Source organism: Pontibacter burrus (genome assembly GCF_010686685.1).
GTDB classification, from domain to species: domain Bacteria; phylum Bacteroidota; class Bacteroidia; order Cytophagales; family Hymenobacteraceae; genus Pontibacter; species Pontibacter burrus.
On the sequence record NZ_JAAGWD010000001.1, the window covers coordinates 958,892 to 985,035 of the forward strand.

At 46.8% G+C, this 26,144-nt stretch carries 21 protein-coding genes; 17 read left to right on the plus strand and 4 right to left on the minus strand.

Annotated features, from left to right (window positions below; translation table 11 throughout):
- Positions 1-364 precede the first annotated feature (364 nt).
- Positions 365-916: a hypothetical protein gene (locus GXP69_RS04415; protein ID WP_235925551.1), complete on the minus strand. Its 552-nt coding sequence runs from the start codon at positions 914-916 to the stop codon at positions 365-367.
- A 179-nt stretch (positions 917-1,095) separates the two neighbouring features.
- On the opposite strand from GXP69_RS04415, the gene GXP69_RS04420 reads away from it, so the two are divergent.
- The gene (locus tag GXP69_RS04420) at positions 1,096-1,527 is read left to right on the plus strand and encodes a hypothetical protein (protein ID WP_163912745.1); all 432 of its coding nucleotides are present in this window, start codon (positions 1,096-1,098) and stop codon (positions 1,525-1,527) included.
- Positions 1,528-1,804: 277 nt separating this feature from the next.
- On the opposite strand, the gene GXP69_RS04425 is transcribed toward GXP69_RS04420, so the two are convergent.
- Positions 1,805-5,437: an ABC transporter permease/M1 family aminopeptidase gene (locus GXP69_RS04425; RefSeq protein ID WP_163912747.1), complete on the minus strand. Its 3,633-nt coding sequence runs from the start codon at positions 5,435-5,437 to the stop codon at positions 1,805-1,807.
- Between the two features lie 70 nt (positions 5,438-5,507).
- Between GXP69_RS04425 and GXP69_RS04430 the strand changes: the two genes are divergently transcribed.
- On the plus strand, positions 5,508-5,867 hold the full coding sequence (locus GXP69_RS04430; protein WP_163912749.1) for a four helix bundle protein: 360 nt from the start codon (positions 5,508-5,510) through the stop codon (positions 5,865-5,867).
- A 3-nt stretch (positions 5,868-5,870) separates the two neighbouring features.
- Here GXP69_RS04430 and GXP69_RS04435 read toward each other — a convergent pair whose 3' ends face one another.
- Positions 5,871-6,782 carry an ABC transporter ATP-binding protein gene (locus tag GXP69_RS04435; protein WP_163912751.1) on the minus strand — a complete coding sequence of 304 codons (912 nt, stop codon included), beginning with the start codon at positions 6,780-6,782 and terminating at the stop codon, positions 5,871-5,873.
- Between the two features lie 382 nt (positions 6,783-7,164).
- Between GXP69_RS04435 and aspS the strand changes: the two genes are divergently transcribed.
- The 12 genes from aspS (at position 7,165) to GXP69_RS04495 (ending at position 20,102) form a co-directional block, all read left to right on the plus strand.
- Positions 7,165-9,039 (plus strand): aspartate--tRNA ligase, encoded by a 1,875-nt coding sequence (gene aspS / locus GXP69_RS04440; RefSeq protein ID WP_163912753.1) that lies wholly within the window; start codon positions 7,165-7,167, stop codon positions 9,037-9,039.
- 1,000 nt (positions 9,040-10,039) lie between these two features.
- Positions 10,040-11,674, plus strand: coding sequence for an L-glutamate gamma-semialdehyde dehydrogenase (pruA, locus tag GXP69_RS04445; RefSeq protein ID WP_163912755.1), 1,635 nt, complete (start codon positions 10,040-10,042; stop codon positions 11,672-11,674).
- Positions 11,675-11,879: 205 nt separating this feature from the next.
- Positions 11,880-12,254, plus strand: coding sequence for an NADH-quinone oxidoreductase subunit A (locus tag GXP69_RS04450; protein WP_163912757.1), 375 nt, complete (start codon positions 11,880-11,882; stop codon positions 12,252-12,254).
- Between the two features lie 85 nt (positions 12,255-12,339).
- Complete coding sequence (locus tag GXP69_RS04455) at positions 12,340-12,894, plus strand: NADH-quinone oxidoreductase subunit B (protein WP_163912759.1); 555 nt, start codon at positions 12,340-12,342, stop codon at positions 12,892-12,894.
- 5 nt (positions 12,895-12,899) lie between these two features.
- A complete protein-coding gene (locus GXP69_RS04460; protein ID WP_163912762.1) occupies positions 12,900-13,406 on the plus strand; it encodes an NADH-quinone oxidoreductase subunit C in 507 nt (168 codons plus the stop codon).
- Positions 13,407-13,457: 51 nt separating this feature from the next.
- A complete protein-coding gene (gene nuoD / locus GXP69_RS04465) occupies positions 13,458-14,708 on the plus strand; it encodes an NADH dehydrogenase (quinone) subunit D (protein ID WP_163912764.1) in 1,251 nt (416 codons plus the stop codon).
- A gap of 107 nt (positions 14,709-14,815) precedes the next feature.
- On the plus strand, positions 14,816-15,346 hold the full coding sequence (locus tag GXP69_RS04470; protein ID WP_163912766.1) for an NADH-quinone oxidoreductase subunit NuoE family protein: 531 nt from the start codon (positions 14,816-14,818) through the stop codon (positions 15,344-15,346).
- Between the two features lie 126 nt (positions 15,347-15,472).
- Positions 15,473-16,819 carry an NADH-quinone oxidoreductase subunit NuoF gene (gene nuoF / locus GXP69_RS04475; protein ID WP_163912768.1) on the plus strand — a complete coding sequence of 449 codons (1,347 nt, stop codon included), beginning with the start codon at positions 15,473-15,475 and terminating at the stop codon, positions 16,817-16,819.
- Between the two features lie 152 nt (positions 16,820-16,971).
- A complete protein-coding gene (locus GXP69_RS04480) occupies positions 16,972-17,952 on the plus strand; it encodes a 2Fe-2S iron-sulfur cluster-binding protein (RefSeq protein WP_163912769.1) in 981 nt (326 codons plus the stop codon).
- Between the two features lie 3 nt (positions 17,953-17,955).
- On the plus strand, positions 17,956-19,011 hold the full coding sequence (gene nuoH, locus GXP69_RS04485) for an NADH-quinone oxidoreductase subunit NuoH (RefSeq protein ID WP_163912771.1): 1,056 nt from the start codon (positions 17,956-17,958) through the stop codon (positions 19,009-19,011).
- A gap of 61 nt (positions 19,012-19,072) precedes the next feature.
- Positions 19,073-19,582 (plus strand): NuoI/complex I 23 kDa subunit family protein, encoded by a 510-nt coding sequence (locus tag GXP69_RS04490; RefSeq protein ID WP_235925552.1) that lies wholly within the window; start codon positions 19,073-19,075, stop codon positions 19,580-19,582.
- 7 nt (positions 19,583-19,589) lie between these two features.
- Positions 19,590-20,102 carry an NADH-quinone oxidoreductase subunit J family protein gene (locus tag GXP69_RS04495; protein ID WP_163912773.1) on the plus strand — a complete coding sequence of 171 codons (513 nt, stop codon included), beginning with the start codon at positions 19,590-19,592 and terminating at the stop codon, positions 20,100-20,102.
- A gap of 790 nt (positions 20,103-20,892) precedes the next feature.
- On the opposite strand, the gene GXP69_RS04500 is transcribed toward GXP69_RS04495, so the two are convergent.
- The gene (locus GXP69_RS04500; protein WP_163912775.1) at positions 20,893-21,978 is read right to left on the minus strand and encodes a DUF6929 family protein; all 1,086 of its coding nucleotides are present in this window, start codon (positions 21,976-21,978) and stop codon (positions 20,893-20,895) included.
- Positions 21,979-22,302: 324 nt separating this feature from the next.
- Here GXP69_RS04500 and nuoK point away from each other — a divergent pair, with 324 nt between their 5' ends.
- From nuoK to GXP69_RS04515, 3 genes are read left to right on the plus strand one after another with little or no spacing between them, the layout of a single operon-like run.
- Positions 22,303-22,632 carry an NADH-quinone oxidoreductase subunit NuoK gene (nuoK, locus tag GXP69_RS04505; RefSeq protein ID WP_163912777.1) on the plus strand — a complete coding sequence of 110 codons (330 nt, stop codon included), beginning with the start codon at positions 22,303-22,305 and terminating at the stop codon, positions 22,630-22,632.
- Between the two features lie 47 nt (positions 22,633-22,679).
- On the plus strand, positions 22,680-24,644 hold the full coding sequence (gene nuoL / locus GXP69_RS04510; protein WP_235925553.1) for an NADH-quinone oxidoreductase subunit L: 1,965 nt from the start codon (positions 22,680-22,682) through the stop codon (positions 24,642-24,644).
- A gap of 12 nt (positions 24,645-24,656) precedes the next feature.
- The gene (locus GXP69_RS04515) at positions 24,657-26,120 is read left to right on the plus strand and encodes a complex I subunit 4 family protein (RefSeq protein ID WP_163912779.1); all 1,464 of its coding nucleotides are present in this window, start codon (positions 24,657-24,659) and stop codon (positions 26,118-26,120) included.
- The last annotated feature ends 24 nt before the right edge of the window (positions 26,121-26,144 follow it).

A 26,144-nucleotide genomic window follows, 5' to 3' on the forward strand; every position in this document is an offset into this window, starting at 1 on the left:
AGTTGTTAGAAAATGGCTGCAACTATAGCACTATAGCTAAACTACAGCAATAGCCGAAAAGTCCCGCTTCGAAGGGGGTAGGGGGATGACTAACAACATAAAACTATAGCCAAAACTATAGCAGTGGCAGCAATTCCCCTCTTGGGAGGGGTAGGGGTGGGTTTATGTCAGCAACTATAGTAGAAGCCTCTGCAATAAGCCTACAAGATCCTTCCAGGATGATAAACAAGAGAAAGAATAGCAGCTATAGAATGATAACTCTAACTATAGCTAAAGCCCAATCCTAAAAGTCCACTTTAGCCCCGGCCCATAAAAAAAGCCTTTCCAGGTGAGGGAAAGGCTTTTAAACTATACTTGTGGTAATTTACTTCTTAAACTTAACCGAGTTCATGATCTCACGGGCTGTTTCCTGCCACTGGTTTTTCATCAGGAACGGGATGTGCAGTGTATAGATCTGCAACTGGTTACCCGAGATGGTGTATTGAATAATGCTGTATTTCTGAACCGGGCGCAGGTTAGAAGCGCCGCGCTCATCAGCCATATGCGATACAAACTCGAAAACAATAAACTGGCGGCCGTTAATCTCAGTTACTTCCTGTATGATAAAATCGATGTTAGTGAAAGTCTCTACCAGGTTTGCCTTATAAAACTCGCGCAGCATGCTCAGGTCGTTCTGGCGGAATGTGGTGCGTTTCTGTGTCAGGCTGAAATCTATGTTACCGTCCGGGCTGGTGTAAGCAGCTAAGGGTCTTGTAGTTGCGGGGTAATCCCGTGCCAGATCATCATCAGTCATGGGCAGGAAATCTTTGGGCAACTGGATGGAAATTTCCTTGGTAAGGTTTACTTTTTTAAGTTTAGGTGCAGCAAATGCAGCGCCTGCGATAAGGATGATGGCTAAAAACGCTAGATAACGCATGTTCATAGGGATTGTGTAGGCAAAGCTAAAAATTATTGATCAAATAACAGGATGTAAGTAAAAGTGGTGCAATTTCTTTGCTAAAAGTTTGAAATACCGATTGCCAATCACTGCTTCTGAAGTATCCTATAGTTGATGTAGCCGTTTACAAACTATAGATCAACTACTAAACTATAGCTATGTTAAACGACTTAATAAACTCTGTAAAAGGCCAGCTCACAGGCGAGTTGCAAAACAAATTTCAACTTCAACCCGACACGGCTAACAAATCTGTGGACCTGGCAAAAGACCACCTGGAAACTGGCTTGAAGAGCGAAGCAACCAGCGGCAACTTTGGCGGCATACTGGATGTGCTGAAAGGAAACAAAGGCGCTACGGAGCAGCCTGCTGTAAACAACATGATCGGGAAGTACGTGAATGACCTGAGCTCGAAACTTGGCGTGCCTGAAAATGTAGCCAAACAGGTTGGGCCGTTTGTTATCTCTTTTGTAATGAGCAAACTTTCGGGCAAAGTATCATCGGAAGGAGACCTGATGGGCATGCTGGGCGGTAACCTGAAAGATAAACTACCGGGCGGCCTAGGCGATAAGTTAGGCGGCATGTTTAAGTAACTATAGTTTATAGTTGTATGAAACCATAAAAGCTACTGCCTTCGCTCGGGTCCCGCGCGCGTGCGTTATTATGTGGCGTCTCGCCACGTTACTATCCGGGTTTAAAGTATAGCTGTAGCTATAAACTATAGTTCGGCGCGGCCAGAGTCCGCTGGTAGCTCACACTCGCGGGACGCGAGCGAGGGAAAAGGGGCCAAGTAACTATAAACCGAACTATAAAAACGAAGCCATACCTGTTGGGGTATGGCTTCTGTGTTTAATCTAAACTATAAGGTTCTTACCCTTCGGTTACGTTCTTGGTATTATCGGTAGGGTTTCGGTCGATCAGCATATTCATTGGGTCGATGCCGGCTTTGGCTGGTTTTTCATCTACCACAAACTCAAATTTCTGCTCGCCTGCCTTTAGCTTATGTTTCTTCAGGTAAAGCGGCTTATCCTGCCACTGACCATTCACTTTGTTACGGGCAATCACACCAATATCTATCCAGTCGTCCATTTTAGCAGCAGACTCTACGCCTAAACTATCGGCATACCATTTTTTGGCATCAACAGTAAAGGTTACCTTATACTTGCCATCAGGCAGCTTCTTGTATTTGGCATCGGTGGTCTTGTTCTCGTACAGGGTAATGTTCTCAAACATATCTGTTACCAGGTACTGCAGCGAGTCTGGGGTAGCTTCGCGGATGTAGCCCAGGAACTCAACAGAGTTGGTGTATGGAGCCCGCTGGAAGGCTACTTTTTGCACATACTTCTGCAGCGCTTTGTTCAGGTTTTCTTCGCCAATATAATCTGCCAGTGCATACATTACCACGCTGCCTTTGCGATAGTGGATGTATCCCTGGTTCTCTACGCGGTAAAGCGGCATTTCTTTTTTGCGCTCTGTAGTGCGGCCAAGCAGATATGAGTTCAGCTCGTATTTCAGGAACTTGTTCATTTTCTCTTCGCCGTACTCGTGCTTCATTACCATCAGGGCGCTGTACTGGCTCATCGTTTCCGACATCAGCACTGAACCCTGCACATCGCCGCCGATAACCTGGTGCGCCCACCACTGGTGTGCTACCTCGTGGGCCGTTACATAGAACGGGTAATCCACATCCTCCGGGTCGTTATCGTCCACATCTGCTATAAAACCGATGGCCTCGGAGTAAGGAATAGTATTCGGGAAGGACTGGGCGAACGTCTGATAACCCGGGAACTCCAGGATACGAACCTGCTTATGCTGGTACGGGCTGAAGTTCTCAGTAAAGTAATCCAGCGACTTCTTCACCGACTTGATCATGCGGTCCAGGTTATATTCGTGGCCTTTGTGGTAGTAGATTTCGATGGCTACATCCTGCCCGTTCTTGCCTTTCCAGTGGTCTTTCTTTACCTGGTAATCTGCACTTAGGAAGGAATAGAAATTCAGGATCGGCGCATCCATTTTATAGTGGAAATAGCGTCGGCCGTCTTTTGTCCATTCTTTCTGCAGGTAACCCGGTGCAATGGCAATCTGGCTCGGGATGGTGCTTACGGTAGTTTCAAAGTTAACCCAATCCGCTTCTTTACTGATGTAGGTATTCATGCGGGCTACTGAGTCGTTTACGTCGGCCATGCGTGGTTTTGGTTCCAGTCCATGCTCTTTGCGCATATCATCCTGGCTCAGCTCCAGCCCAGACTGGTAACCTATTTTAGGCAGGTAATCGCTGTTAATAAACGTACCGTTGTAAACGATGCCTGTGTTGGACCCGCTGTTACGGAAACCTTTGGTAGCATAGTGTAGGTCCATGTTTAGGCGCATAGAGTCGCCGGGTTGCAATGGCTTATCCAGTTTGTAGATGCGGTAACCATAGTCCTCGTCATGCAGGGCTAGTTCGGCAGGCTGATCAAATTCCAGTTTGCGCACTTCTGCTTCATCCGACAGGTTAATGTGCACCGAGTCGATTGGCTGGCTGTGTGTGTTCTTGATCCAGAAGTAGCCTTTAAAGTCGAAAATGCGCTCTTCCGGGTAAATGTCCACGTTCAGGTTCACATCTGTAATGCGTGGCTGCGGAATGCCATCGTACTTTTTATAGGTCTTTTCATAATAAGCCTGACGTTCTTCCTGGTCATCCGAGGTGCGGTACTTGTTCAGGATATTGGTGTTGTAGAAAATAAAGCTACCTGTGATCAGGAAAACGATAAGTCCGGCTGCGGTAACGAATAGTGTGGATCTGGTAAGCTGCATGCTGGCTAGCTTCAGGCGCCATTTCAGCATGTTTTCCGAACCACGCGACCAAAGCATGTTGGCAACTATAGCTAATAGTAGCGCAAAGGCTCCCCAGTAAATTTTATAGATGGTGAAAGGCCACACAAAGTGCCCGTAGCCGTTCATAGCCGAGTACGTAATGCCCGGATCGGAACTATAGGAGTAAAGTGTGTGCTCAAAGCCAAGCTGGCCTTTAAAGATGTTGAGCAGGTAATACACCACCATCACAAAATGGCCGATAAACTTGTTGTTCACGATCACTTGCACCAGCATCGCCAGCACGCAAAGCAGCAGGTAATCTACCAGGTTAATGCCGAACAGGCCCTGCAGGTACACATTAAGCTCATACTTATAGTAGCCTTTAAACGTCTGGATGATGATACCGCAGATCATGATCACGAAAAGCAGCACTACCTGTACCAGCATCAGGGCAGTCATTTTAGAGGCAAAGGGCACCCAGTTCGGAATAGGCAGAGCATCGTAGATCTGGTTAATGCGGTTATCGCGCTCGCGCCACACCAGTTCTCCAGAGTAGAAGGTAATGATGATCAAGAAAAACAGCGCAAAGGTGCCATTTAGGACTGTTACCACCTGCGAGGTAACCGGGAAGGTATTGGTATCATACATTTTACCTACCTGCGCCCCTGAAACGAACAGGAAAATGATGCCGGCTGTAACTATAGCTATAAAGTAAACACTTTTGATGATGCCGTTGAACTCCAGTTTGCTCAGCTTAAAATACTGCTTCAGGCTCAGGTTAAACGAAAAACTCTGCGATACTTTCGGCAGGTTGAGACGCTCAGACGGAATAATGGCACCAACAGCCTCGGCACTGCTACGACGACGGAACAGCTTAATGCCTGTATTGGCAAACGAGAAACTGAATCTATAGTAGCAAAATGCCAGCAAGCCCAGGCCAATGCTTAACCAAAGCGCCCGGTTCATGATCAGGTAATCGCTGAAAGGCAGCATCAGGGTGTTGCGCTCCACAGTTGTCCAGTAACGTTGCGTATAGTATATGGCAGATGCGCCAAGCGGGTCAGTCAGGTTAGCTATAAGCTCATTATCGAGGTCACTGGTAAGGGTACTCGAAATGCCATACATCACCAGGAAAATGACACCACCCACATAAATAGAAAGCGCGCTGCGGGTAAGAGTTGCCAAAGTAAAGAAGATGGCGCCTGTAAGCAGCAGGTTCGGGATAATGATCGTCAGGTAAGGCTGCAGGTACCACATCAGGTTAAATGGACCTAACTTTTCGGGCTGCATCCAGGGCATTAAGGTGGCAAACATAGCGCCTAGTGCTACGCCCATAAACACAAACAGCGTTACCAGGAACGAGCCTGTAAAGCGGCCAAAAATATAACCGGCCTTTGAGATAGGCGTGGTATAGTATAGCGAATGGGTTTTGTGCTCAAAGTCGCGGAAGATAGGCGTACCCATCATAGAACAGGTGATTAATACACCAAACCAGCTGAGCAAGGTAACGATCCAATTGATCTGGTAAGGCGAGTTGGCAAACACCTTTCCGCCACTGGCATCACCTATTATAACACTGGCACCAAAAGCACCTCCCAGCCCCAGCATAGCAAAAAAGGCCATCAGGAACAGGATGAAGAAATAGATATAAGTAGCCGGGCGCTTCATCCGGTACTTCAGTTCGAACAAGAATATCTCTTTGAACATCTCTTTAATAATTATGAATGATGAATTATTAATTATGAATTAATGTCTTGTGTCAAAATTTGAATGTTGTATGAAACAGAATGTGGTGGCAGATAAGTCGTATGCCTTTGCTTTGCGGGTAGTGAAATTGTATAAGCATCTTCGTTTTTCTGAACAGGAATTCATCCTTTCAAAACAAGTGCTAAGAAGCGGAACATCTATCGGAGCAAATGTGGCCGAAGCTATTGCTGCCAGTTCACGTGCCGATTTTGTGAACAAGCTGAATATTGCCGCTAAAGAGACCCGCGAAACAATTTATTGGCTGAGACTACTGAAAGACAGTGAATTTATTTCCGCTAAATCTTTCGAATCAGTTCATCAGGATGCTACCGAGCTTCAGAAAATCCTGAGTAGCATTTTGCTAACCACCAAAGCCATTCATAATTCATAATTTTTAATTCATAATTACTTCAGCAGGCTCATGACGCTCGCCTTTTGTAGCTTCAAAAATTCTGCTGAAGTACACGTCTTCTAAGTCTGCATTTACAGGCTCGAATTCTACACCTGGCTGCACATCGCTGAGCACGTGGATAATGGTTTTGCCCGCAAAAAGGCGCGACGAGATAACATCGTACTGGGCCTGGTGCGCTGCCAGTTCTGACTTATGGATGAATTTGCGCCAGATACGGCCGTTCAGGTTGTTGATCACTTCCAGCGGATCGCCGGTTAACAGCACTTCGCCTTTGTTAATGATGGCAAAATTGCGGCACAGGTCGGTTACGTCTTCCACAATGTGTGTCGATAAGATCACAATCACGTTCTCGCCAATTTCGCTTAACAGGTTATGGAAGCGGTTACGCTCTGCAGGGTCCAGGCCGGCGGTTGGCTCATCTACTATAATCAGTTGCGGATTACCAAGCAAAGCCTGTGCAATACCGAAGCGCTGTTTCATACCACCAGAGTAGCCGCCCAGGTTTTTCTTGCGCACATCGTACAGGTTGGTTTGCTGCAGCAGCGCTGCCACCACTTCTTTACGTTCTTTCGGGTTGCTGATGCCTTTTAATACTGCAAAATGGTCCAGCATTTCTTCGGCACTCACCTTTGGATAAACTCCGAACTCCTGTGGCAGGTAGCCCAGCACTTTCCGCATCTCTTCTTTCTGGCGCAGCACGTCCAGGTCTCCCAGCATAATGCTGCCGGTATCTGCCTCCTGTAGTGTTGCTATAGTTCGCATCAGCGATGATTTTCCGGCACCGTTAGGTCCCAGTAAACCAAACATACCTTTAGGTATAGTCAGGTTAATGTTCTTAAGGGCTTTTGTACCGTTCGGGTAAGTTTTAGACAGGTTCTGTATTACGAGTTCCATAGTTTATACTTTAAGGTGAAATTACTGTAGTTAAATAAAGTCAAACTATAAGGCTATTCAAAATAAACTATACTAATGCCGCTATTTTCCCGACCAACCTGTGTTATAGCTGTTTAAGTTTTTTGGCGCAACTATAGTTGTGTCTATATGTGGTTAATTATTAGTGGCTTATGGTTTGTGTTGTCAGGAAAATCTCCTGAGTTAAAGTTGCAGCTTGTAATGGCGAAACTTATGCGGTTACTTTTGGTACATAGGGAAGAACCCTATCAGTTATAGTTGATAATCAGCTTACTTGTTAACATCTGGCATACTCCTGCTATTTTAGGAGCAACCTAACGTAACAATTATTATTTTTGCGCTATATATACTTAGAAAAACTACTATGCTCCGAACTCATACTTGCGGCGAACTACGAATAGATAATGTAGGCGAAGAGGTTATCCTGACTGGTTGGGTAGCCAAGATCAGAGACCTTGGGCCGATGATCTTTATTGATTTACGTGACCGGTACGGTATTACGCAGATTCGTGTCGATGTCAACAATTTCTATAGAAATGCAGGAAGTGAAATCATCATTTCCGAAATGGAAGCAAAGGATAAAAAGGCTGCTTTTCTGAGTAAAATTGGTCGTGAATACGTGCTGAAGGTATCGGGTATAGTGGAGGAAAGAAGCAGTAAGAATAATGATATTCCTACCGGGGCTATAGAAATAGTTGTAAACCTGAGCCCTAAATCTGAGCTGAATGCGAGCGGCTATGCCATCAAAAACGGCGTGCACAAGTATATCCAGGTGCTGAACCCATCTAAGCTGCCACCGTTCCTGATAGAGGATGAAACCGATGGGGGCGATGACCTGCGCATGAAGTACCGCTACCTGGACCTGCGTCGTAACCCGGTACGCCGTAACTTGGAGCTGCGCCACCGCGTGATGCGCGAAACCCGCAATTATTTGGATGGGCATTATTTTATTGAAGTAGAAACGCCTGTTCTGATTAAGTCTACGCCGGAAGGTGCCCGCGACTTTGTGGTGCCAAGCCGCATGAACCCAGGGGAGTTTTACGCTCTGCCGCAGTCGCCGCAAACGTTTAAGCAGCTGCTGATGGTGTCGGGTTTCGATAAGTATTACCAGATCGTGAAATGCTTCCGCGACGAAGACCTTCGTGCCGACCGCCAGCCGGAATTTACCCAGATAGACTGCGAGCTTTCGTTTGTGACCCAGGAAGATATTCTGCACACCTTTGAAGGATTGATCCATCACCTGTTCCAGAAAGTGAAAGGCATTAATCTGCCAAAGATGCCACGCATGACCTATGCCGACGCGATGCGCCTCTATGGTTCTGACAAGCCTGATACCCGTTTCGGGATGCAGTTTGTGGAGCTGAATAACCTGGTAAAGAACAAAGGCTTTAAAGTATTTGATGATGCCGAGCTTATAGTTGGTATTAATGCCGAAGGCGCTGCAAATTACACCCGCAAGCAACTGGATGAACTGACTGACTTTGTAAAGCGTCCGCAGATTGGTGCTACCGGTCTGGTATATGCGCGTGTAAACGAAGATGGCTCTGTAAAATCGTCGGTAGATAAATTCTACTCTCCGGAAGACCTGGCAGAGTGGGCGAGAGCATTTAATGCAAAACCTGGCGACCTGCTGCTTGTATTGGCCGGCGGAAAAGATAAAACCCGTAAAGCCCTGAACGAACTACGTCTGGAAATGGGAAGCCGCCTTGGCCTACGCGATAAAGATACGTTCTCGGCCCTATGGGTAGTTGACTTCCCGCTGCTGGAGTGGGATGAGGAAACCGGCCGTTACCATGCCATGCACCACCCGTTCACGTCGCCTAAGCCGGAAGACCTGGAACTGATCGATGATCGCCCAAGCGACATTCGTGCTAACGCGTACGACATGGTAATTAATGGAGTGGAAGTAGGCGGTGGCTCTATCCGTATCCACGATCGCCGTTTGCAGGAGCAGATGTTCCGTTTACTGGGCTTCTCAAACGACGAAGCAAAAGCGCAGTTCGGGTTCCTGATGGAGGCCTTTGAGTATGGCGCGCCGCCACATGGTGGTATTGCCTTCGGCTTCGACAGACTTTGCTCTATCTTCGGCGGTTCAGACTCCATTCGCGATTACATCGCTTTCCCGAAAAACAATTCCGGCCGCGATGTGATGATCGATGCACCGTCTCCGATTTCAGACACGCAGTTGGATGAACTGCATATCAGAATGAGAAATATTACTGCTCCGCAAGGGAAGTAGCAGTAACTATAAACTATGGTTTAAAAAGCCTGTAGCAGATATGTTACAGGCTTTTTGTTTGTACCAGTGGTTAAGGGGACTTTGAGGATTCGCCGAGATCTGGTATTGATTATAGGTGAAGTTGTGGTTTTATGGTTACTTTATTAACCCACCCCAACCCCTCCCAAGAGGGGAATTTTCGGCTACTGCTATAGTTGAAGCCATCGTTCTATAGTTAGCGTTTGTCATCCCCCTACCCCCTTCGTAGGGGGACTTTCTGCCTTTACTATAGTTGTGGCTATAGTTTTATAGTTGCGGTTAATCAAACCACCCCTACCCCCTCCTTATCCAAGGAGGGGAACTCTGATATTACTATAGTTGGAGTTATAGTTCTATAGTTACGGATCACGAACAGGCAGGCGCAGCCTGTCGCAAGGAATTACCGCCACGAAAAGGCGATGCAACTATAGCTATAGAATCAAACTATAGGTTAGCTATCGAGTGATTTCAGTCTTTGGGTTGAGCGCCTTTGACTTGTTGCGGTGCCGCAAGGCAACACGAGCAGAGCGAGGGTAGCAAGAAGGCAGCAGCGCGATGCCCGAAGACGAGGCCCCGCGGCCGTGAGCGCACCAAAGCAACTATAAAACGGTAGGTTGGTAAAGCTCCCAGGATAAACTGCAACTATGAAAGAAACTACTTGTTCCCAGTTGCAACGATGGTTAGCTATAGGACACATAAGATGTCTCGACTACGCTCGACATGACAATAGGGAAATCTATAGAACTATAGCCTGTAGCAAAACACCAACTATAACCTGGTAATATCAACCCTAAACTAATCCCAACAATTAACTAACAAAACCTCAGCCAAGCTGTTAAATCATCAGATGAAACAAGCACTAACTACCTCTCCTGGTTAAACCTATTGCCAGACAAGCTTATTTTCAGAAATAGCCTTACCTTTGTAATAAGGTCTTAGAACCTTACTTAATGCATATTTTAAATCCTTAACTATAAACTAAATGGCAACCGGATTTTTTAAAGTACCAACACCTATAAACGAACCTGTAAAATCTTATGCGCCGGGCTCGCCGGAGCGTGAAGAACTACAACGCACCTATAAAGAAATGAAGTCGAAAGAAATCGATGTGCCAATGTACATCGGTGGCGACAAAGTTTTTACCGATAAAAAGAAGCCAATGCTTCAGCCGCATGACCACAAGCACATCCTGGGTCATTTCAGCGAGGGCGATTCAACGCACGTGGAGCAGGCGATTAACGCTGCTTTGGCTGCTCGTGAGGCCTGGGCAAATATGGGCTGGGAGCACCGTGCTTCTATTTTCCTGAAAGCGGCCGAGTTGCTGGCAGGTCCTTGGAGAGCGCGTATGAATGCAGCTACCATGCTGGGCCAGTCTAAAAACGCTTACCAGGCTGAGATCGACTCTGCTTGCGAACTGATCGACTTCCTGCGCTTTAACGTGCAGTACGCTACTGAAATTTATCACATGCAGCCGGAGTCTTCGCCGGGTGTTTGGAACCGCATGGAGCACCGCCCACTGGAAGGTTTCGTGTTTGCGTTAACCCCATTCAACTTTACAGCTATTGCCGGTAACCTGCCTGCATCTGTTGCCCTGATGGGTAACGTAGTAGTTTGGAAACCAGCCAACACCCAGATCTACGCAGCACACGTAATTATGGAGCTGTTCCGTGAGGCCGGCCTGCCGGACGGTGTGATCAATCTAGTGTTTGTTGATGGCCCGACTGCCGGAGATGTGATCTTTAACCACTCCGATTTTGCTGGTATCCACTTTACCGGTAGCACAGGCGTATTCCAGAACATCTGGAAAACCATTGGTACCAACATCCATAAATACAAATCATATCCACGCATCGTAGGTGAAACGGGTGGTAAAGACTTTATCCTAGCTCATAAATCAGCTGATGCCAAAGCGCTTGCTACGGCTATTTCGCGTGGTGCATTCGAGTATCAGGGTCAGAAGTGCTCTGCAGCATCGCGTGCCTACATCCCAAGCAACCTTTGGGACGAAGTGAAGGGCTACATTATCGAAGACCTGAAGTCGTTTAAAATGGGTGCTCCGGAAGATTTCGGAAACTTTGTTAACGCCGTAATCGACGAGAAGTCTTTCGATAAGATTGCCAAGTATATCGATAATGCGAAAAACAGCAATGAGGTAGAAATTATTGCTGGTGGCGGTTACGATAAATCAAAGGGTTATTTTGTTGAGCCAACTGTACTGTTGTCGCATAACCCGCTGTATGTTACCATGTGCGAGGAGATCTTTGGGCCGGTTATTACCATCTATGTGTATGATGAGAATAACTTCGAAGATACGCTGGAATTGGTGAACACTACATCGCCTTACGCCCTGACTGGTGCAATTTTCGGGCAGGACCGTTACGCGGTTGAGTATGCTACGAAGAAATTAGACCAGGCAGCCGGTAACTTCTACATCAACGACAAACCGACTGGTGCTGTAGTTGGCCAGCAGCCGTTTGGTGGTGCGCGTGCATCCGGTACAAACGACAAGGCCGGTTCTATGCTGAACCTGCTGCGTTGGGTATCTGCCCGTTCGATCAAAGAAACATTTGTACCGCCGGTAGATTACCGCTACCCGTTCTTAGGCGAGAACAAATAACAAACCTATAGTTTAATGCAAAGGGCCGCACTCTCGGGAGTAGCGGCCCTTTGTTTTGTTATACTGGTATTTAGATTTGTTACACCCCCTGTAAAAGTGAGATAAATCATGCTACAGGCTGTTATTTACAGATAACTTATACTTTTGATTGTTGGCTATTTATGCCTAATTTTGCTCCCAAATTTCAAGAAAGAGTTACAACTTTATGGAAACTGCTGTAAATCAGTACTTACCGTCTGACTACCTGCCAATTTTAATACAATTTGCAGCTGCCCTGGGTTTTGTGGTTTTTGCGTTGGTGGCTACCCATATGCTGGGCCCAAAGCGCACAAGTGCTGTTAAGGGTGCTGCTTTCGAAAGTGGTATTGAGTCGGTGGGCGATGCCCGTACCCCGATCTCTTACAAATATTTCATGACGGCTATCCTGTTCGTGTTATTTGATGTAGAGATCATCTTTATGTACCCATGGGCAGTTAACTTTAAAGAGTTTGGCATGACGTTCTTTGTGCCCATGCTCATTTTCTTGTCTGTGCTGCTTGCCGGATTCTATTATGAGCTTAAAAAAGGTATCCTGAAGTAAGAGCAGTGCATTAAACTTTTGAGAACGTACCGTTGTTCAGAGTTGGGGTAAATTGCCCCGCTTAGAAGAACAAAAAAATCTCGACATGAGCGATTCAAATAAAGACATAACATTGGTAGAAGCCCCGGACGGATATTCTGGTGCAGGCTTTTTTGCCACTTCGTTTGAGAAAGTAATCGGACTAGCGCGCAAGCACTCGCTTTGGCCACTGCCTTTTGCTACCTCGTGCTGTGGTATTGAGTACATGGCTACTATGGGAGCCAACTATGATATTTCCCGTTTCGGTTCTGAGCGCCCAAGCTTCTCGCCACGCCAGGCAGATATCCTGATGGTGATGGGAACGATTGCCAAAAAAATGGGCCCTGTTGTAAAGCAGGTGTATGAGCAGATGGCCGAGCCGCGCTGGGTTATTGCTGTAGGTGCTTGTGCTACATCAGGTGGTATTTTCGATACTTACTCTGTGTTGCAGGGTATCGACCGCATTGTGCCTGTAGATGTATATGTGCCTGGCTGCCCGCCTCGCCCTGAGCAGATACTGGACGGCCTGATGCGCGTGCAGGACCTGGCCGCGAACGAATCACTGCGTCGCCGCAATTCACCGGAATATCAGGCGCTTTTAGCCTCTTATAATATTAAATAAGCATAATGGAGCTTACGAACGAAAACGTACTCGGTAAGATCATTGAACAGTTTGGCGAAGAGAACATCTGGGATGCTTACGATCCGGATGGTATCATGACGTTCCAGACGAACCGTGCTACTATTCATGAGCTGATCAGATTTCTGCGCGACGACAAAGAACTGCAGATCAGTTTCCTGACCACAATGTGCGGTGTTCATTACCCTGATCAGAAAGACAAGGAGCTTTGCATGGTTTACCAGCTGCACAGCCTGCGTCATAATTACCGCCTTCGCATTAAGGTATACTTCCCGATCTCGGACCCGGTAATGCCAACGATGACGGATCTTTACGCTACTGCCAACTGGATGGAGCGCGAGGCTTACGACTTCTATGGTGTTATCTTTACCGGACATCCAAACCTGATCCGCATCCTGAATGTGGAAGATATGGAGTACCACCCGATGCTGAAGCAGTATCCGCTGGAAGATCAGACAAGAGAAGATAAAATAAATACGTTTTTCGGACGATAAGCCGTTTTCGCTGCCAGTTTATAGTTGGCAGCTATACGTTAGGAGCATATTATGGCTACTGAGAAAAAGACAGTTGAACTTGATGGTTTAGAGCAGTTTCGTGAGAACCTGGATCTTAAGCTTCAGGCGAAACAAAACGAAAACCTGACCACGCTGAACCTGGGGCCAACGCACCCGGCTACGCATGGTATTTTCCAGAACATCCTGCAGATGGATGGTGAAGTGATCATGGACGCTGTTCCAACTATAGGTTACATTCACCGTGCATTTGAGAAAATAGCGGAGCGTCGCGCGTTCTACCAGATCACGCCACTAACCGACCGCATGAACTACTGCTCGGCGCCTATCAATAACATGGGCTACCTGATGACGGTAGAGAAGCTGTTGGGAATTACAGTGCCAAAACGCGCACAGTATATCCGTGTGATCATGATGGAGCTGGCTCGTATTTCCGACCACCTGATTTGTAACTCTATCCTGGGTGTGGACTCTGGTGCCTTTACAGGCTTTCTGTACGTGATGCAGGAGCGTGAGCATATCTACGACATTTACGAAGAGGTTTGTGGTGCCCGTCTGACTACGAACATGGGGCGTATCGGTGGTATGGAGCGCGACCTTTCTCCGAAGGCATTGCACCTGATCGGGGAGTTTCTGAAGCGCTTCCCTAAGGTTTGGGCTGAGTTTGAGAAAATGCTTACCCGCAACCGTATTTTCATCGATCGTACGGTAGGCGTTGGAGCCATTTCAGCGGAGCGTGCCCTGAGCTACGGCTTTACAGGACCTAACCTGCGTGCCACAGGTGTTGACTACGATGTGCGCGTGATGAACCCGTACTCGTCTTACGATGATTTCGAGTTTGAAATTCCGGTTGGTGGCAAAGGCGATACGTATGATCGCTACCTGGTGCGCAACGAAGAAGTATGGCAAAGCTTAAAGATTATTGAGCAGGCATATAAAAACCTGCCGGAAGGCTCTTTCCATGCAGATGCGCCGCACTATTACCTGCCACCAAAACAGGAGGTATACCGCAACATGGAAGCCCTGATCTATCACTTTAAAATTGTAATGGGTGAAATTGATGCTCCGGTTGGTGAAGTATATTATTCAGTTGAGGGTGGTAACGGTGAACTTGGTTTCTACCTGATCTCCGATGGTGGCCGCACCCCTTACCGTCTGCACTTCAGACGTCCTTGCTTTATTTACTACCAGGCTTATACTGAGATGATTAAAGGTGGTCAGCTGGCTGATGCTATCCTGACGCTGAGTAGCCTGAACGTTATTGCCGGCGAGCTCGACGCATAATACAGTGAACAGTTATCAGTTAGCAGTAAACAGTTAATGCTGATATCGATAACCGATCTGTTACCAACTATAAATTGATTACTGTTAACTGTTAATTGTTAACTGAAATGACTATAAACGAAGTAAAGTTTTCTGATGCAGGCATGGCCGAGATCCAGCGCTACATCAGCCATTACCCAGAAGGACGCCAGAAATCTGCTATTCTGCCTATTATGCACGTAGCACAGGCAGAGTTTGGTGGCTGGTTGAGCCCACAGGTAATGGATAAAATTGCCGAAATCCTGAACATACAGCCGATCGAAGTATACGAAGTGGCTACGTTCTATACCATGTTCAACCTGAAGCCGGTTGGCAAGCACGTGCTGGAAGTATGCCGTACAGGTCCTTGCTGCTTGCGTGGTGCTGATCAGATGATCGAGATGATCAAGGATAAACTGGGTATTGAAGAAGGGGAGACTACTGCTGATGGCATGTTTACCTTGAAACCGGTAGAATGCCTTGCTTCGTGCGGTACAGGCCCTATGCTGCAAGTGCGCGAGAAATACTACGAGAACATCGATTCAGAAGAAAAACTGGATCAGTTCCTGGAGATGCTGCGCAACACTGAGGTAGAAACACCTTATCATCAGGCTCAATAGATAATAGACTATTTGACAAAAGACCAAGGACCTTTAACTTAATCTCTTTTGTCCTTTGTCATCAAGTCTTTTGTCAGGAAAAGTATAATCTTGAATTAGAATTGGTTAGCTGTAAATAGCAACACAATGGGACTTAAAATATTAACCGAACATATAAACGTACCAGGCATCGAGACCCTGGAAGTATATCGTAAGCATGGCGGCTACCGCTCGGTAGAGAAAGCCCTGAAAACGATGTCTCCGGACGAGGTGGTGGAAGAAGTGAAAACATCAGGCCTGCGCGGTCGTGGTGGTGCCGGCTTCCCGACTGGTATGAAGTGGAGCTTTTTGGCTAAGCCGGAAGGTGTTCCGCGTTACCTGGTTTGCAATGCCGATGAGTCTGAGCCCGGTACCTTTAAGGACCGTGTGTTTATGGAGAAAAACCCGCACGCGCTGATAGAAGGTATGATCACGTCGAGCTACGCGCTGGGCGCGAACACATCTTATATCTACATCCGTGGCGAATTGATGTTTGTGTTACGCATTCTGGAGAAAGCTATCGCGGAAGCGTATGCGGCCGGCTTGCTGGGCAAAAACATATTGGGTTCTGGTTACGACCTGGACCTGCATGTCGCTCCGGGTGGTGGTGCTTATATCTGCGGTGAGGAAACTGCTTTGCTGGAATCATTGGAAGGTAAGCGTGGTAACCCGCGTAACAAGCCGCCATTCCCGGCTGTGAAAGGTTTGTTTGCTTCGCCAACAGTAGTAAACAACGTGGAGTCTATCGCGTCTGTGCCGTGGATCGTGAACAACGGTGGTGCGGAATATGCCAAGATCGGTATCGGTAGAAGTACAGGTACAAAACTGATCTCTGCCAGCGGTAACATTAACAAGCCAGGTGTTTACGAAATAGAGCTGGGTGTTCCGGTTGAAGAATTCATTTACTCTGACGAATACTGCGGTGGTATCTGGAAAGGCAAGCAACTGAAGGCTGTAGTGCCGGGTGGTTCTTCTGTTCCGATTCTGCCTGCTAACCTTATATTAAAGACAGCTGCCGGCGAAGACCGCCTGATGTCTTATGAATCATTATCTGACGGTGGTTTTGTGAGCGGCTCTATGCTGGGTTCAGGTGCCTTTATAGTTTTCGATGAAGACCAGTGCATCGTGCGTAACACGTGGAACTATGCAAGATTCTATCATCATGAGTCGTGCGGCCAGTGCAGCCCTTGCCGTGAAGGTACAGGCTGGATGGAGAAAGTGTTGCACCGCATTGAGCACGGCCATGGTCATCAGCAGGACATTGACCTGCTGGTAAGTGTAGCTAAGCAGATTGAAGGTAACACCATCTGTCCGCTGGGTGATGCAGCAGCATGGCCGGTAGCCAGTGCGATCCGTCACTTCCGTGATGAGTTTGAGTGGCATATCAAGCATCCGAAAGAAGCAACCTTGCCAGGTGCTGTGTACAGAGGTCAGCTGGCAACTATAGAAGCCTAATATCAGACATAAGACACCGGACAAAAGTCATAAGACTTCTTTGCCAGTGCTAAAATAAAATATCCTGAAAAAGGAAAGTATAGCTTAAATCGTTTGTTACACTGCTCAACTCAACTATAGCAGTGCAACTATAACGAACAACGATAATAAAAATGGCTAAAATAACATTCGATGGCATTGAGGTAGAGGTAGAAGATGGAACTACCATTCTTCAGGCCGCCAGAAAAATCGGTGGCAGTGTAGTGCCGCCTGCCATGTGTTACTATACTCCATTAAAAGGCAGTGGCGGTAAGTGCCGTGTGTGCCTTGTAAAAGTAACACAGGGTTCTGCCAAAGATCCGCGCCCTATGCCTAAACTGGTTGCGTCGTGCATTACGCCGGTGCAGGATGGCATGGTGGTAGAAAATACTACTAACGAGGATGTGATGAATGCCCGCAAAGGCATCGTGGAAATGCTCCTGATCAACCACCCGCTGGATTGCCCGATCTGTGACCAGGCTGGTGAGTGTGACCTGCAGGACCTTTCTTATGAGCACGGCGTGAGCGCAACCCGCTACGAAGAAGAGCGTCGTACTTTCAATAAAGTTGATCTGGGCCCATACATTCAGCTGCACATGACGCGCTGCATTTTGTGCTACCGTTGCGTGTATACCGCTGACCAGATCACGCCGAACCGTGTGCATGGTGTACTTGGCCGTGGCGATGCTGCTGAGATCGGAACGTACATTGAGAACGTGATCGATAATGATTTCTCAGGTAACGTGATTGATGTGTGCCCTGTAGGAGCGCTTACGGATAAAACATGGCGCTTTAAAAACCGTGTTTGGTTTACCAAGCCGATGGATGCGCACCGCGATTGCCCAACCTGCTCAGGTAAAGTAACGCTTTGGACACGTGGCGAAGAAGTATTGCGCGTAACTGCTCGCAAAGACCAGTATAACGAAGTTGAGGAGTTTATCTGTAATACCTGCCGCTTCGATAAAAAAGAGACGAAAGACTGGACAATTGAAGGCCCGCGCCATATTAACAGAAACTCGGTAATTTCGGTAAACCACTACGAATTGCCGGTTCTGAATGTGCCGATCGTGCCAAACTTACCAAGTTCTACTAAGAAAAATCTGCCACAAGCCTAAGATATGGAGTCTGTAGACCTAATATATAAAGCTATTTACATTCTGGTAATTTTCGGCATTACCCTGCTGATCGCTACCTATTCAACTTACTTTGAGCGTAAGATAGCAGCCTTTATCCAGGACCGTGTTGGTCCGAACCGTGCGGGCCCTGCAGGTTTGCTACAGCCGCTAGCCGATGCCGGAAAGCTGTTCTTCAAGGAAGATTTTATTCCTACAAACGCCAACAAAGCGCTGTTCATTATTGGTCCAGGTATCGCGATGCTGGTGGCTACTATGTCGAGTGCTGTGATTCCGTTTGGCGATACGCTTATAGTTGGCGGCCGCGAGATAGCGCTACAAGCGATAAATGTAAACATCGGCGTGCTTTATGTATTTGGTGTCGTGTCGCTGGGTGTGTATGGCCTGATGATAGGTGGATGGGCGTCTAACAACAAATTCTCGTTGTTGGGTGCTATCCGTGCGGCGTCTCAGAACATCAGCTACGAGCTGGCAATGGGCTTATCGCTGATCGCCGTTCTGATGATGACAGGCTCTCTTTCTCTGCGAGAGATTGCAGAGCAGCAGGCAGGCTTTAACTGGAATATCTGGTACCAGCCGCTTGGCTTCCTGATCTTCCTGGTTTGCGCCTTTGCAGAATGTAACCGTACACCGTTCGACTTACCTGAATCTGAGGCAGAACTAATTGGTGGCTACCACACAGAATATGGCTCCATGAAGCTGGGTATGTACCTTTTTGCAGAGTATATCAACATCTTTGTGGCCTCGGCGGTAATGTCTACGCTATACTTTGGCGCTTACAACTTCCCGTTCATGGAGAACCTGAGAGCTGCTATCAGCGATCCGGTACTGGCCAATAACGTGGTGACGCTGATAGGTGTAGTTGTCATGTTTACCAAGATATTCCTGTTCATCTTCTTCTTTATGTGGGTACGCTGGACGCTTCCACGCTTCCGTTACGACCAACTGATGAAGCTGGGCTGGAACATCCTGATTCCGTTAGCAATCCTGAACGTGATATTAACGGGTGCTGCCATCCTGCTTAAGGAACACTTATTTTAAACTATAGTACCGAAAACTTGTCTGAACTATAAGTAAGATCAAGAGAAGGGAGAAAGATATAATGGAACCATTATCAAATAGAAGCAAGAAAGTGCAGAAGAAGGAGATGACCTTTGCAGAAAGGGCATATCTACCGGCAATTGCACAGGGGCTTGGTATTACGCTAAAACACTTCTTTAAAAAGAAGGCAACTGTACAGTATCCGGAAGAAACCCGTCAGCGAAGCGATGTATGGCGCGGCCTGCACGTGCTGAAGCGCGACGAGAACGGCGCTGAGCGTTGCACTGCCTGCGGATTATGCGCTGTGGCTTGCCCGGCAGAAGCTATCACCATGACATCTGGCGAACGCAAGGCCGGCGAGGAAGGCTTATATCGTGAGGAAAAATATGCAGTAACATATGAGATTAATATGTTGCGTTGCATCTTCTGCGGTATGTGCGAAGAGGCTTGTCCTAAGGCGGCTATTTTCCTGCAGGACGATAAAATTGCTCCGGCCCGCTACGAGCGTGATGAATTTATTTATGGCAAAGACCGACTGGTGGAGCCTTTAAAAACCACTGAAACAAAATAATCTCATAATGGAGAACGTGTTCTATTTCCTGGCTTCGCTTACATTGCTTTGCGCCCTGATGGTTGTAATATCTAAAAACCCAGTGCATAGCATTATTTTTCTGATCATTACATTTTTTACCATATCAGGTCATTATATCCTGCTGAATGCGCAGTTTCTGGCAGCAGTAAACATCATCGTTTATGCTGGAGCCATCATGGTATTGTTCCTGTTCGTGATCATGTTCCTGAGCATAAGCAAAAATGAGCGTGACCATAAAACATCTACGATCACCAAAATAACCGGAACAATAGCAGGCGGCTTACTTTTTATAGTAATGATCGCAGCGCTGAAAGATGCCGAAGTTGGAAGCTACAACGCTGAAAATTTTGACTCGCAGATTGGTATGGTAGAGAACCTGGGTAAAGTGTTATTCACAAAGTACCTGTTGCCATTCGAGATCGTATCAGTGTTGTTCCTGGTTGCCATGGTAGGAGCTGTAATGTTAGGTAAGAAAGAAGTAGGAGACCGACACTTCTAAAATACATATCAAGAACTAAACAAAACGGGCTGCAATTTATAGTTGCAGCCCGTTTTGTTTAAAAGCTGCTTTGAACTTCAGATTAATGGTGATTTAATGGATTATTAAGAATGGTGCTGTTTGCTATAGTTAGTAGCTTTAGTTCTATAGTTGGCGTTTGTCCAACCACCCCTAACCCCTCCTTGTCTAAGGAGGGGAGCTATACTGCTTTTACTATAGTTGGGGTTACAATTTTATAGAGAGTATTTTAACCCACCCCTGCCCCTCCCAAGAGGGGAATTTCGGCTATTGCTATAGTTTGGTTTATAGTTCTATAGTTAGCTTTAGTCATCCCCCTGCCCCCTTCAAAGGGGGACTTTCTGCCTTCGCCAAAGTTTTATAACTCTATAGTTCTAGACCACGAGCAGGCCGGCGCAGCCTGCCCCAAGATACTACAACCACGAGCAAAGCCAAGCAACTATAGCTTATCAAACTATAAGAACTATAGCTATCGAAAGTTCTCAGTCTTTGGGTTGAGCGCCTTGTAGATTTCTGGTGGCGCAGCCATTGAGAGGGACGAGCAAAAGAAATGTACACCGCGCAATGCCCGAAGACGGGGCCTCGCGGCCGTGAGCGCACTAAAGCTAGAAATGAAACGATAGGCATGTAAAGCTCCCAGGATAAGCAGTAACTATAGCACGAACTGCTTGTGGCAAGTAGCAACTATAGTTGGCTACAGGCTGAATAAGATGTCTCGACTGCGCTCGACATGACAACAAATTAAAGCTGATTTCTGATCTTAAACAACCCTTTACTCCACAACAAAAACTATTTCCAGAACTTCAGAATGGCCCTGATCATCATCAGAAACAGCTATTATCCTATAGTTAGCTTCATCTCTTTCAACCACTAACGACTCAATCTTACCAGTATAGGCTTTACCTGATTGATCTGTTACTTTGGCGGCAGAAATAACAGTTGGTTTGCTTGCTGTAGTTGCTTTATCAATATCTTGTAATGGAATATAACCTACAAAGCTGCCAAGTACTTCTCCATCCAGTATAGCATTGGGGGAACTTTCTATGGAGGCTGTAAAGAATAATTTATCGTCTAGTACATGGGCTCCTGAAAAACCGGCCTGGTAGTTTTGTAACATGGGCAGCTCAAAAAAATGAAGCTCCGGAGCGGGAAATGGCAAATTATTGAACAGGAAGCTACAGAAGTCCTGAAGATCGAAAGACAGAACCAGGTTAGGGGCATCTTTTAAAGCGCGTTGCAACAGGTAAACCTTGTCTTCAGAAACAGCAAGGCCTTCTATGTTTAGCAGTTCTTTTCCAACTATAGTTGTGTCCTGTTGCAGGGTATCAAAAAGATGCTTTATGTTTATCTCCTTTACTACAGGCTTACCTGGCACTATGGGTAATTCCACCAGAAAGGCTTTGTTACGGTTGCCCGATGAGCCGGAACCTAAAATGAGCAGGTAATCTTTGCCCTTATAGTTTAGCGTTGCAAGGCTTTCAAGGTCTGGTTTAACAGCTTTTGGAATGCGGCCATTCACAAATTCAGAGGTGTCGAATAAAGTATACTGGTCTTTAATTTTGAAATCTTTGCCAATCAGGTACAGGAAAGGGGAGTCGTCTCCAACTATAAAATAACCATCCGGTGCCTTTTCTATGCCTGAGCCCGAGGGAATGTTCTGGTAAAACTGGGTTGTAACTATCGTTGCGGTAGGCGTAGTGGTCTCCATATCTGCGCTGTTGTCAAATTTACGCTCGTTGTTGCAGCTGACGATAAATAAAACACTCATTGTTACCAGCAACCAAACTATAACTTTAGCTCCTGCGGCGGCATGTTGCCCTTTTATTGTGAAGTGTCGGTTCCGAAAATTGTATTCCATAGTGGGGTATTGTATAGGTACTGTATAAACACAATACAGTTTCTTAAACAGCTATCAAATTAGCCTACGTCAGTAAAGAAACAAAGTATTTGTGGAAGGCAACTCAGGGAAACGCGCAAATTGCCGGAAAGCGGGATGCAAAAGCATTAAACTAGGCTTAATTAATAGGTTTTGGAGTAAAAGGAGAGAGTTGTGGCGGATAGGCGGGCTTGCGCCAAGAAGTATAGAAATAAGTTATGGATTTTTAAGAAAAGGGGATAACTTTGCGGCACGAATTTTTGCATTATACTTTAACGGTAGTACTACGCTCGGACTACACAAAAAATGAATCAGATACCTGAAATTATCAGAACTATTCCGCTGGAATATTACCTGTTCTTTAGCACTGCTCTATTTGTTATCGGCATAATTGGTGTACTAACCAGACGCAATGCCATCATCATTTTTATGTGTGTGGAGCTGATGCTCAATGCTGTAAACATCCTGCTTGTTGCATTATCAGCATATCGCTCAGACCCTAACGGACAGATATTCGTGTTTTTCATTATGGCGGTAGCGGCTGCTGAAGTGTGTGTCGGCCTGGCCATTATTGTAATGATCTACCGTAACATCCGCTCTACAGATGTACACCTGCTGAACCACCTGAAGTGGTAAGAGCCATAAAACTATAATCTACAATAGCTTAACTTAATACTACATAGATGCAAGAGATTGTAATGCCCTTCAATAACCAGGCGATGGCACTGCTCTGTTTGCTCATACCGCTGCTGCCCCTGATTGGCTTTATTGTGAATGGGCTTGGCAACCGCAAACTGGCAAAGGGTATGGTAAGTTTGATAGGCTGCGGCACTGTGCTGGCATCCTTCCTTATCTCGATTTACCTTTTTGTTGATTTTACTGCAAATGGCAGCCGTCCGTACACCGTTGATTTCTACAACTGGATCTCGGTAGGTGAAATGCAGATCGGTTTCGCGTTCCTGATTGACCAGCTGACCCTGCTGATGATGCTGATGGTAACGGGTATCGGTTTCTTTATTCACCTGTACTCGGCCGGTTACATGAGCCACGACGAGAACTTTGGTAAGTTCTTCGCCTTCATTAACCTGTTCATGTTCTCGATGCTGATACTGGTAATGGGCTCCAACTACGTAATGATGTTTGTGGGCTGGGAAGGTGTTGGTCTGTGCTCGTACCTGCTAATCGGCTTCTGGAACAAGAATACAAACTATAATAACGCCGCCAAGAAAGCCTTCGTAATGAACCGTATCGGTGACCTGGGCTTCCTGCTGGCTATTTTCCTGATCTTTATCACGTTCGGTTCGGTTAGCTATCCGCAGGTTTTCACAGAGGCGGCGCGCTACACCGGTGGCATCGACTCTACGGTAATGATCACGATTACCATGTTGCTGTTTATCGGTGCGATGGGTAAGAGTGCGCAGGTGCCATTGTTTACCTGGTTACCGGATGCGATGGCGGGTCCTACGCCTGTTTCGGCGCTGATACACGCGGCTACCATGGTTACGGCTGGTATTTACATGGTGCTTCGCTCGAACGTGCTGTATGTACTGGCCCCGACTACACTTGAGTTTATTGCTATAGTTGGTATCGTTACGGCACTGCTGGCTGCAACTATAGGCTTAGCACAGAATGATATTAAAAAGGTACTGGCTTACTCTACTGTTTCGCAGCTGGGTTACATGTTCCTGGCACTGGGCGTAATGGCGTTTTCTTCGTCTATCTTCCACGTTCTGACGCACGCATTCTTCAAAGCGCTTCTGTTCCTGGGTGCTGGTTCTGTTATACATGCCATGAGCAACGAGCAGGATATCCGTAACATGGGTGGTTTGCGCAAGTACCTGCCGATAACATTTATCACCTTCCTGATTGGTACACTGGCTATTGCTGGTATTCCGCCATTTGCCGGTTTCTTCTCTAAAGATGAGTTACTGGCGCACGTGTGGCAGCACAGCAAGCTGCTGTGGGGACTGGGCGTTCTGGTGTCGTTCATGACATCTTTTTACATGTTCCGCCTGGTGTTCCTGACCTTCTATGGTACTTTCCGTGGCACCGAAGCGCAGAAATCTCACCTGCACGAATCTCCAATGTCGATGACGTTACCGCTGATTGTGCTGGCAGTACTTTCTACAATTGGTGGTTTCCTGGGTATGCCTCCGGTATTTGGCGAGAACCTGCACGTGTTGCAGAATTACCTGGCACCTATCTATAGTTTTGCTAGCCTGGCTAACCCTGCCGCTGTAGCACCAATGCACCTGGATCATGCTACTGAGTGGATCCTGATGGGCGTATCTGTTGCAGTTGCCCTGGTAGCTGCTGGTATTGCCTATACCATGTATGTAAGCAAGAAACAAGTGCCTGCTGCCGAAGGCGAGCGCCTGGCGCCGGTTCACAACCTGGTTTACAACAAGTATTACATCGACGAACTATACAATGCGATCATTGTGCGCCCGGTTATGTGGCTGTCATCTGTATTCCACAAAGTGTTTGATGTGGTGATAGTAGATGGTATAGTGAATGGTGTTGCCAAGTTTGTCATGCTGAGCAGCCGCACGCTTCGTTTCGCGCAGAGCGGTGTTATCGGGTTTTATATTCTGGTAATGGTGCTTAGCATCGCGCTCATTCTGTTTTTAAATTTCTTTATCGGATAAGGTTCTTAGAAGATGATAACAGCTCTTTTACTTTTCTGGCCTGCCTTAGCTGCACTGTTGGTGCTGCTGATTAAAGGACAAGGTGCCAAGAAAGTGGCTTTTGTGGCAGCGCTCATAGAGTTTGCCATTGCACTGGTTGCAACGTTAGGTTTTGATTCGGCAAGTGGTTCAACGCAATACGAACTTAACACGCCATGGGTAGCAAGTGCCGGTATCGGTTTCCATATTGGTATGGATGGTATCAGCTTGCTGATGGTATTGTTAACGACATTCCTGGTTCCGCTTATAATCCTGTCTGCCTTTAAACACGACTATAAGAACCCGAACACGTTTTATGCACTTATCCTTTTCATGCAAACCGGCCTTATTGGTGTGTTTGTAGCACTGGATGCATTCCTGTTCTACTTCTTCTGGGAGGTAGCGCTTATCCCGATCTACTTTATCGCAGCTATCTGGGGTGGTGCAAACCGCATTCGTGTTACCATTAAGTTCTTTGTGTATACCATTTTCGGCTCGCTGTTTATGCTGGCTGCATTTGTATACTTGTACTTCCAGACGGGTGCAACACAGTTGGCGGCACATTCTTCAGATGTACAAGCTTTTTACCAGCTGGCCCTGAGCTCCGATACACAGAGCTGGATCTTCTGGTTCCTGTTTATTGCTTTCGCTATTAAAATGCCGGTGTTCCCGTTCCATACCTGGCAGCCCGATACTTATACAGAGTCGCCTACACAGGCTACCATGCTGCTTTCCGGTATCATGCTGAAAATGGGTATCTATGGCGTGCTGCGCTGGTTGCTACCAGTAGTGCCGCTGGGCGTAAGCCAGTGGGATGAGCTGGTGCTGATTCTTTCTATTATCGGTATTATCTACGGATCAATAATCGCTATTCGTCAGCACGACCTGAAGCGCCTAGTTGCTTACTCATCTATTGCGCACGTGGGCCTTATTTCAGCTGGTATCTTTACCCTGAACGAACAAGGCTTGCAGGGTGGTGTTATCCAGATGCTGAGCCACGGTATCAACGTAGTTGGTCTGTTCTTTATCATCGACATCATCTTCAGCCGCACCAACACCCGCGAGATAACAAGCCTGGGCGGTATAACACAGAATGCCAAAGTGCTTTCGATCTTCTTCATGATCCTGATGATGGGCTCTATCGCGCTGCCGCTTACAAACGGTTTTATCGGGGAGTTCCTGTTACTGATGGGGGTGTATAAGTACAATGCCTGGTTTGGTGCAGTTGCCGGTTTAACGATTATACTAGCTGCAGTGTATATGCTGCGCATGTTCCAGGGTGTGATGTTCGGAACGAAGTCTGAGCATACAAACGCCTTTACAGATCTTACGCTGAACGAAAAAGCAGTGCTGATTCCGCTCATCATTATGGTATTCTGGATAGGTTTGTTCCCGAACACCTTCCTGAGCATATCGGAACCAGCAGTTGGTAACCTGCTCAGCATTATAAACCGCTAAGCGGAATTTAACAGAAATAACAGG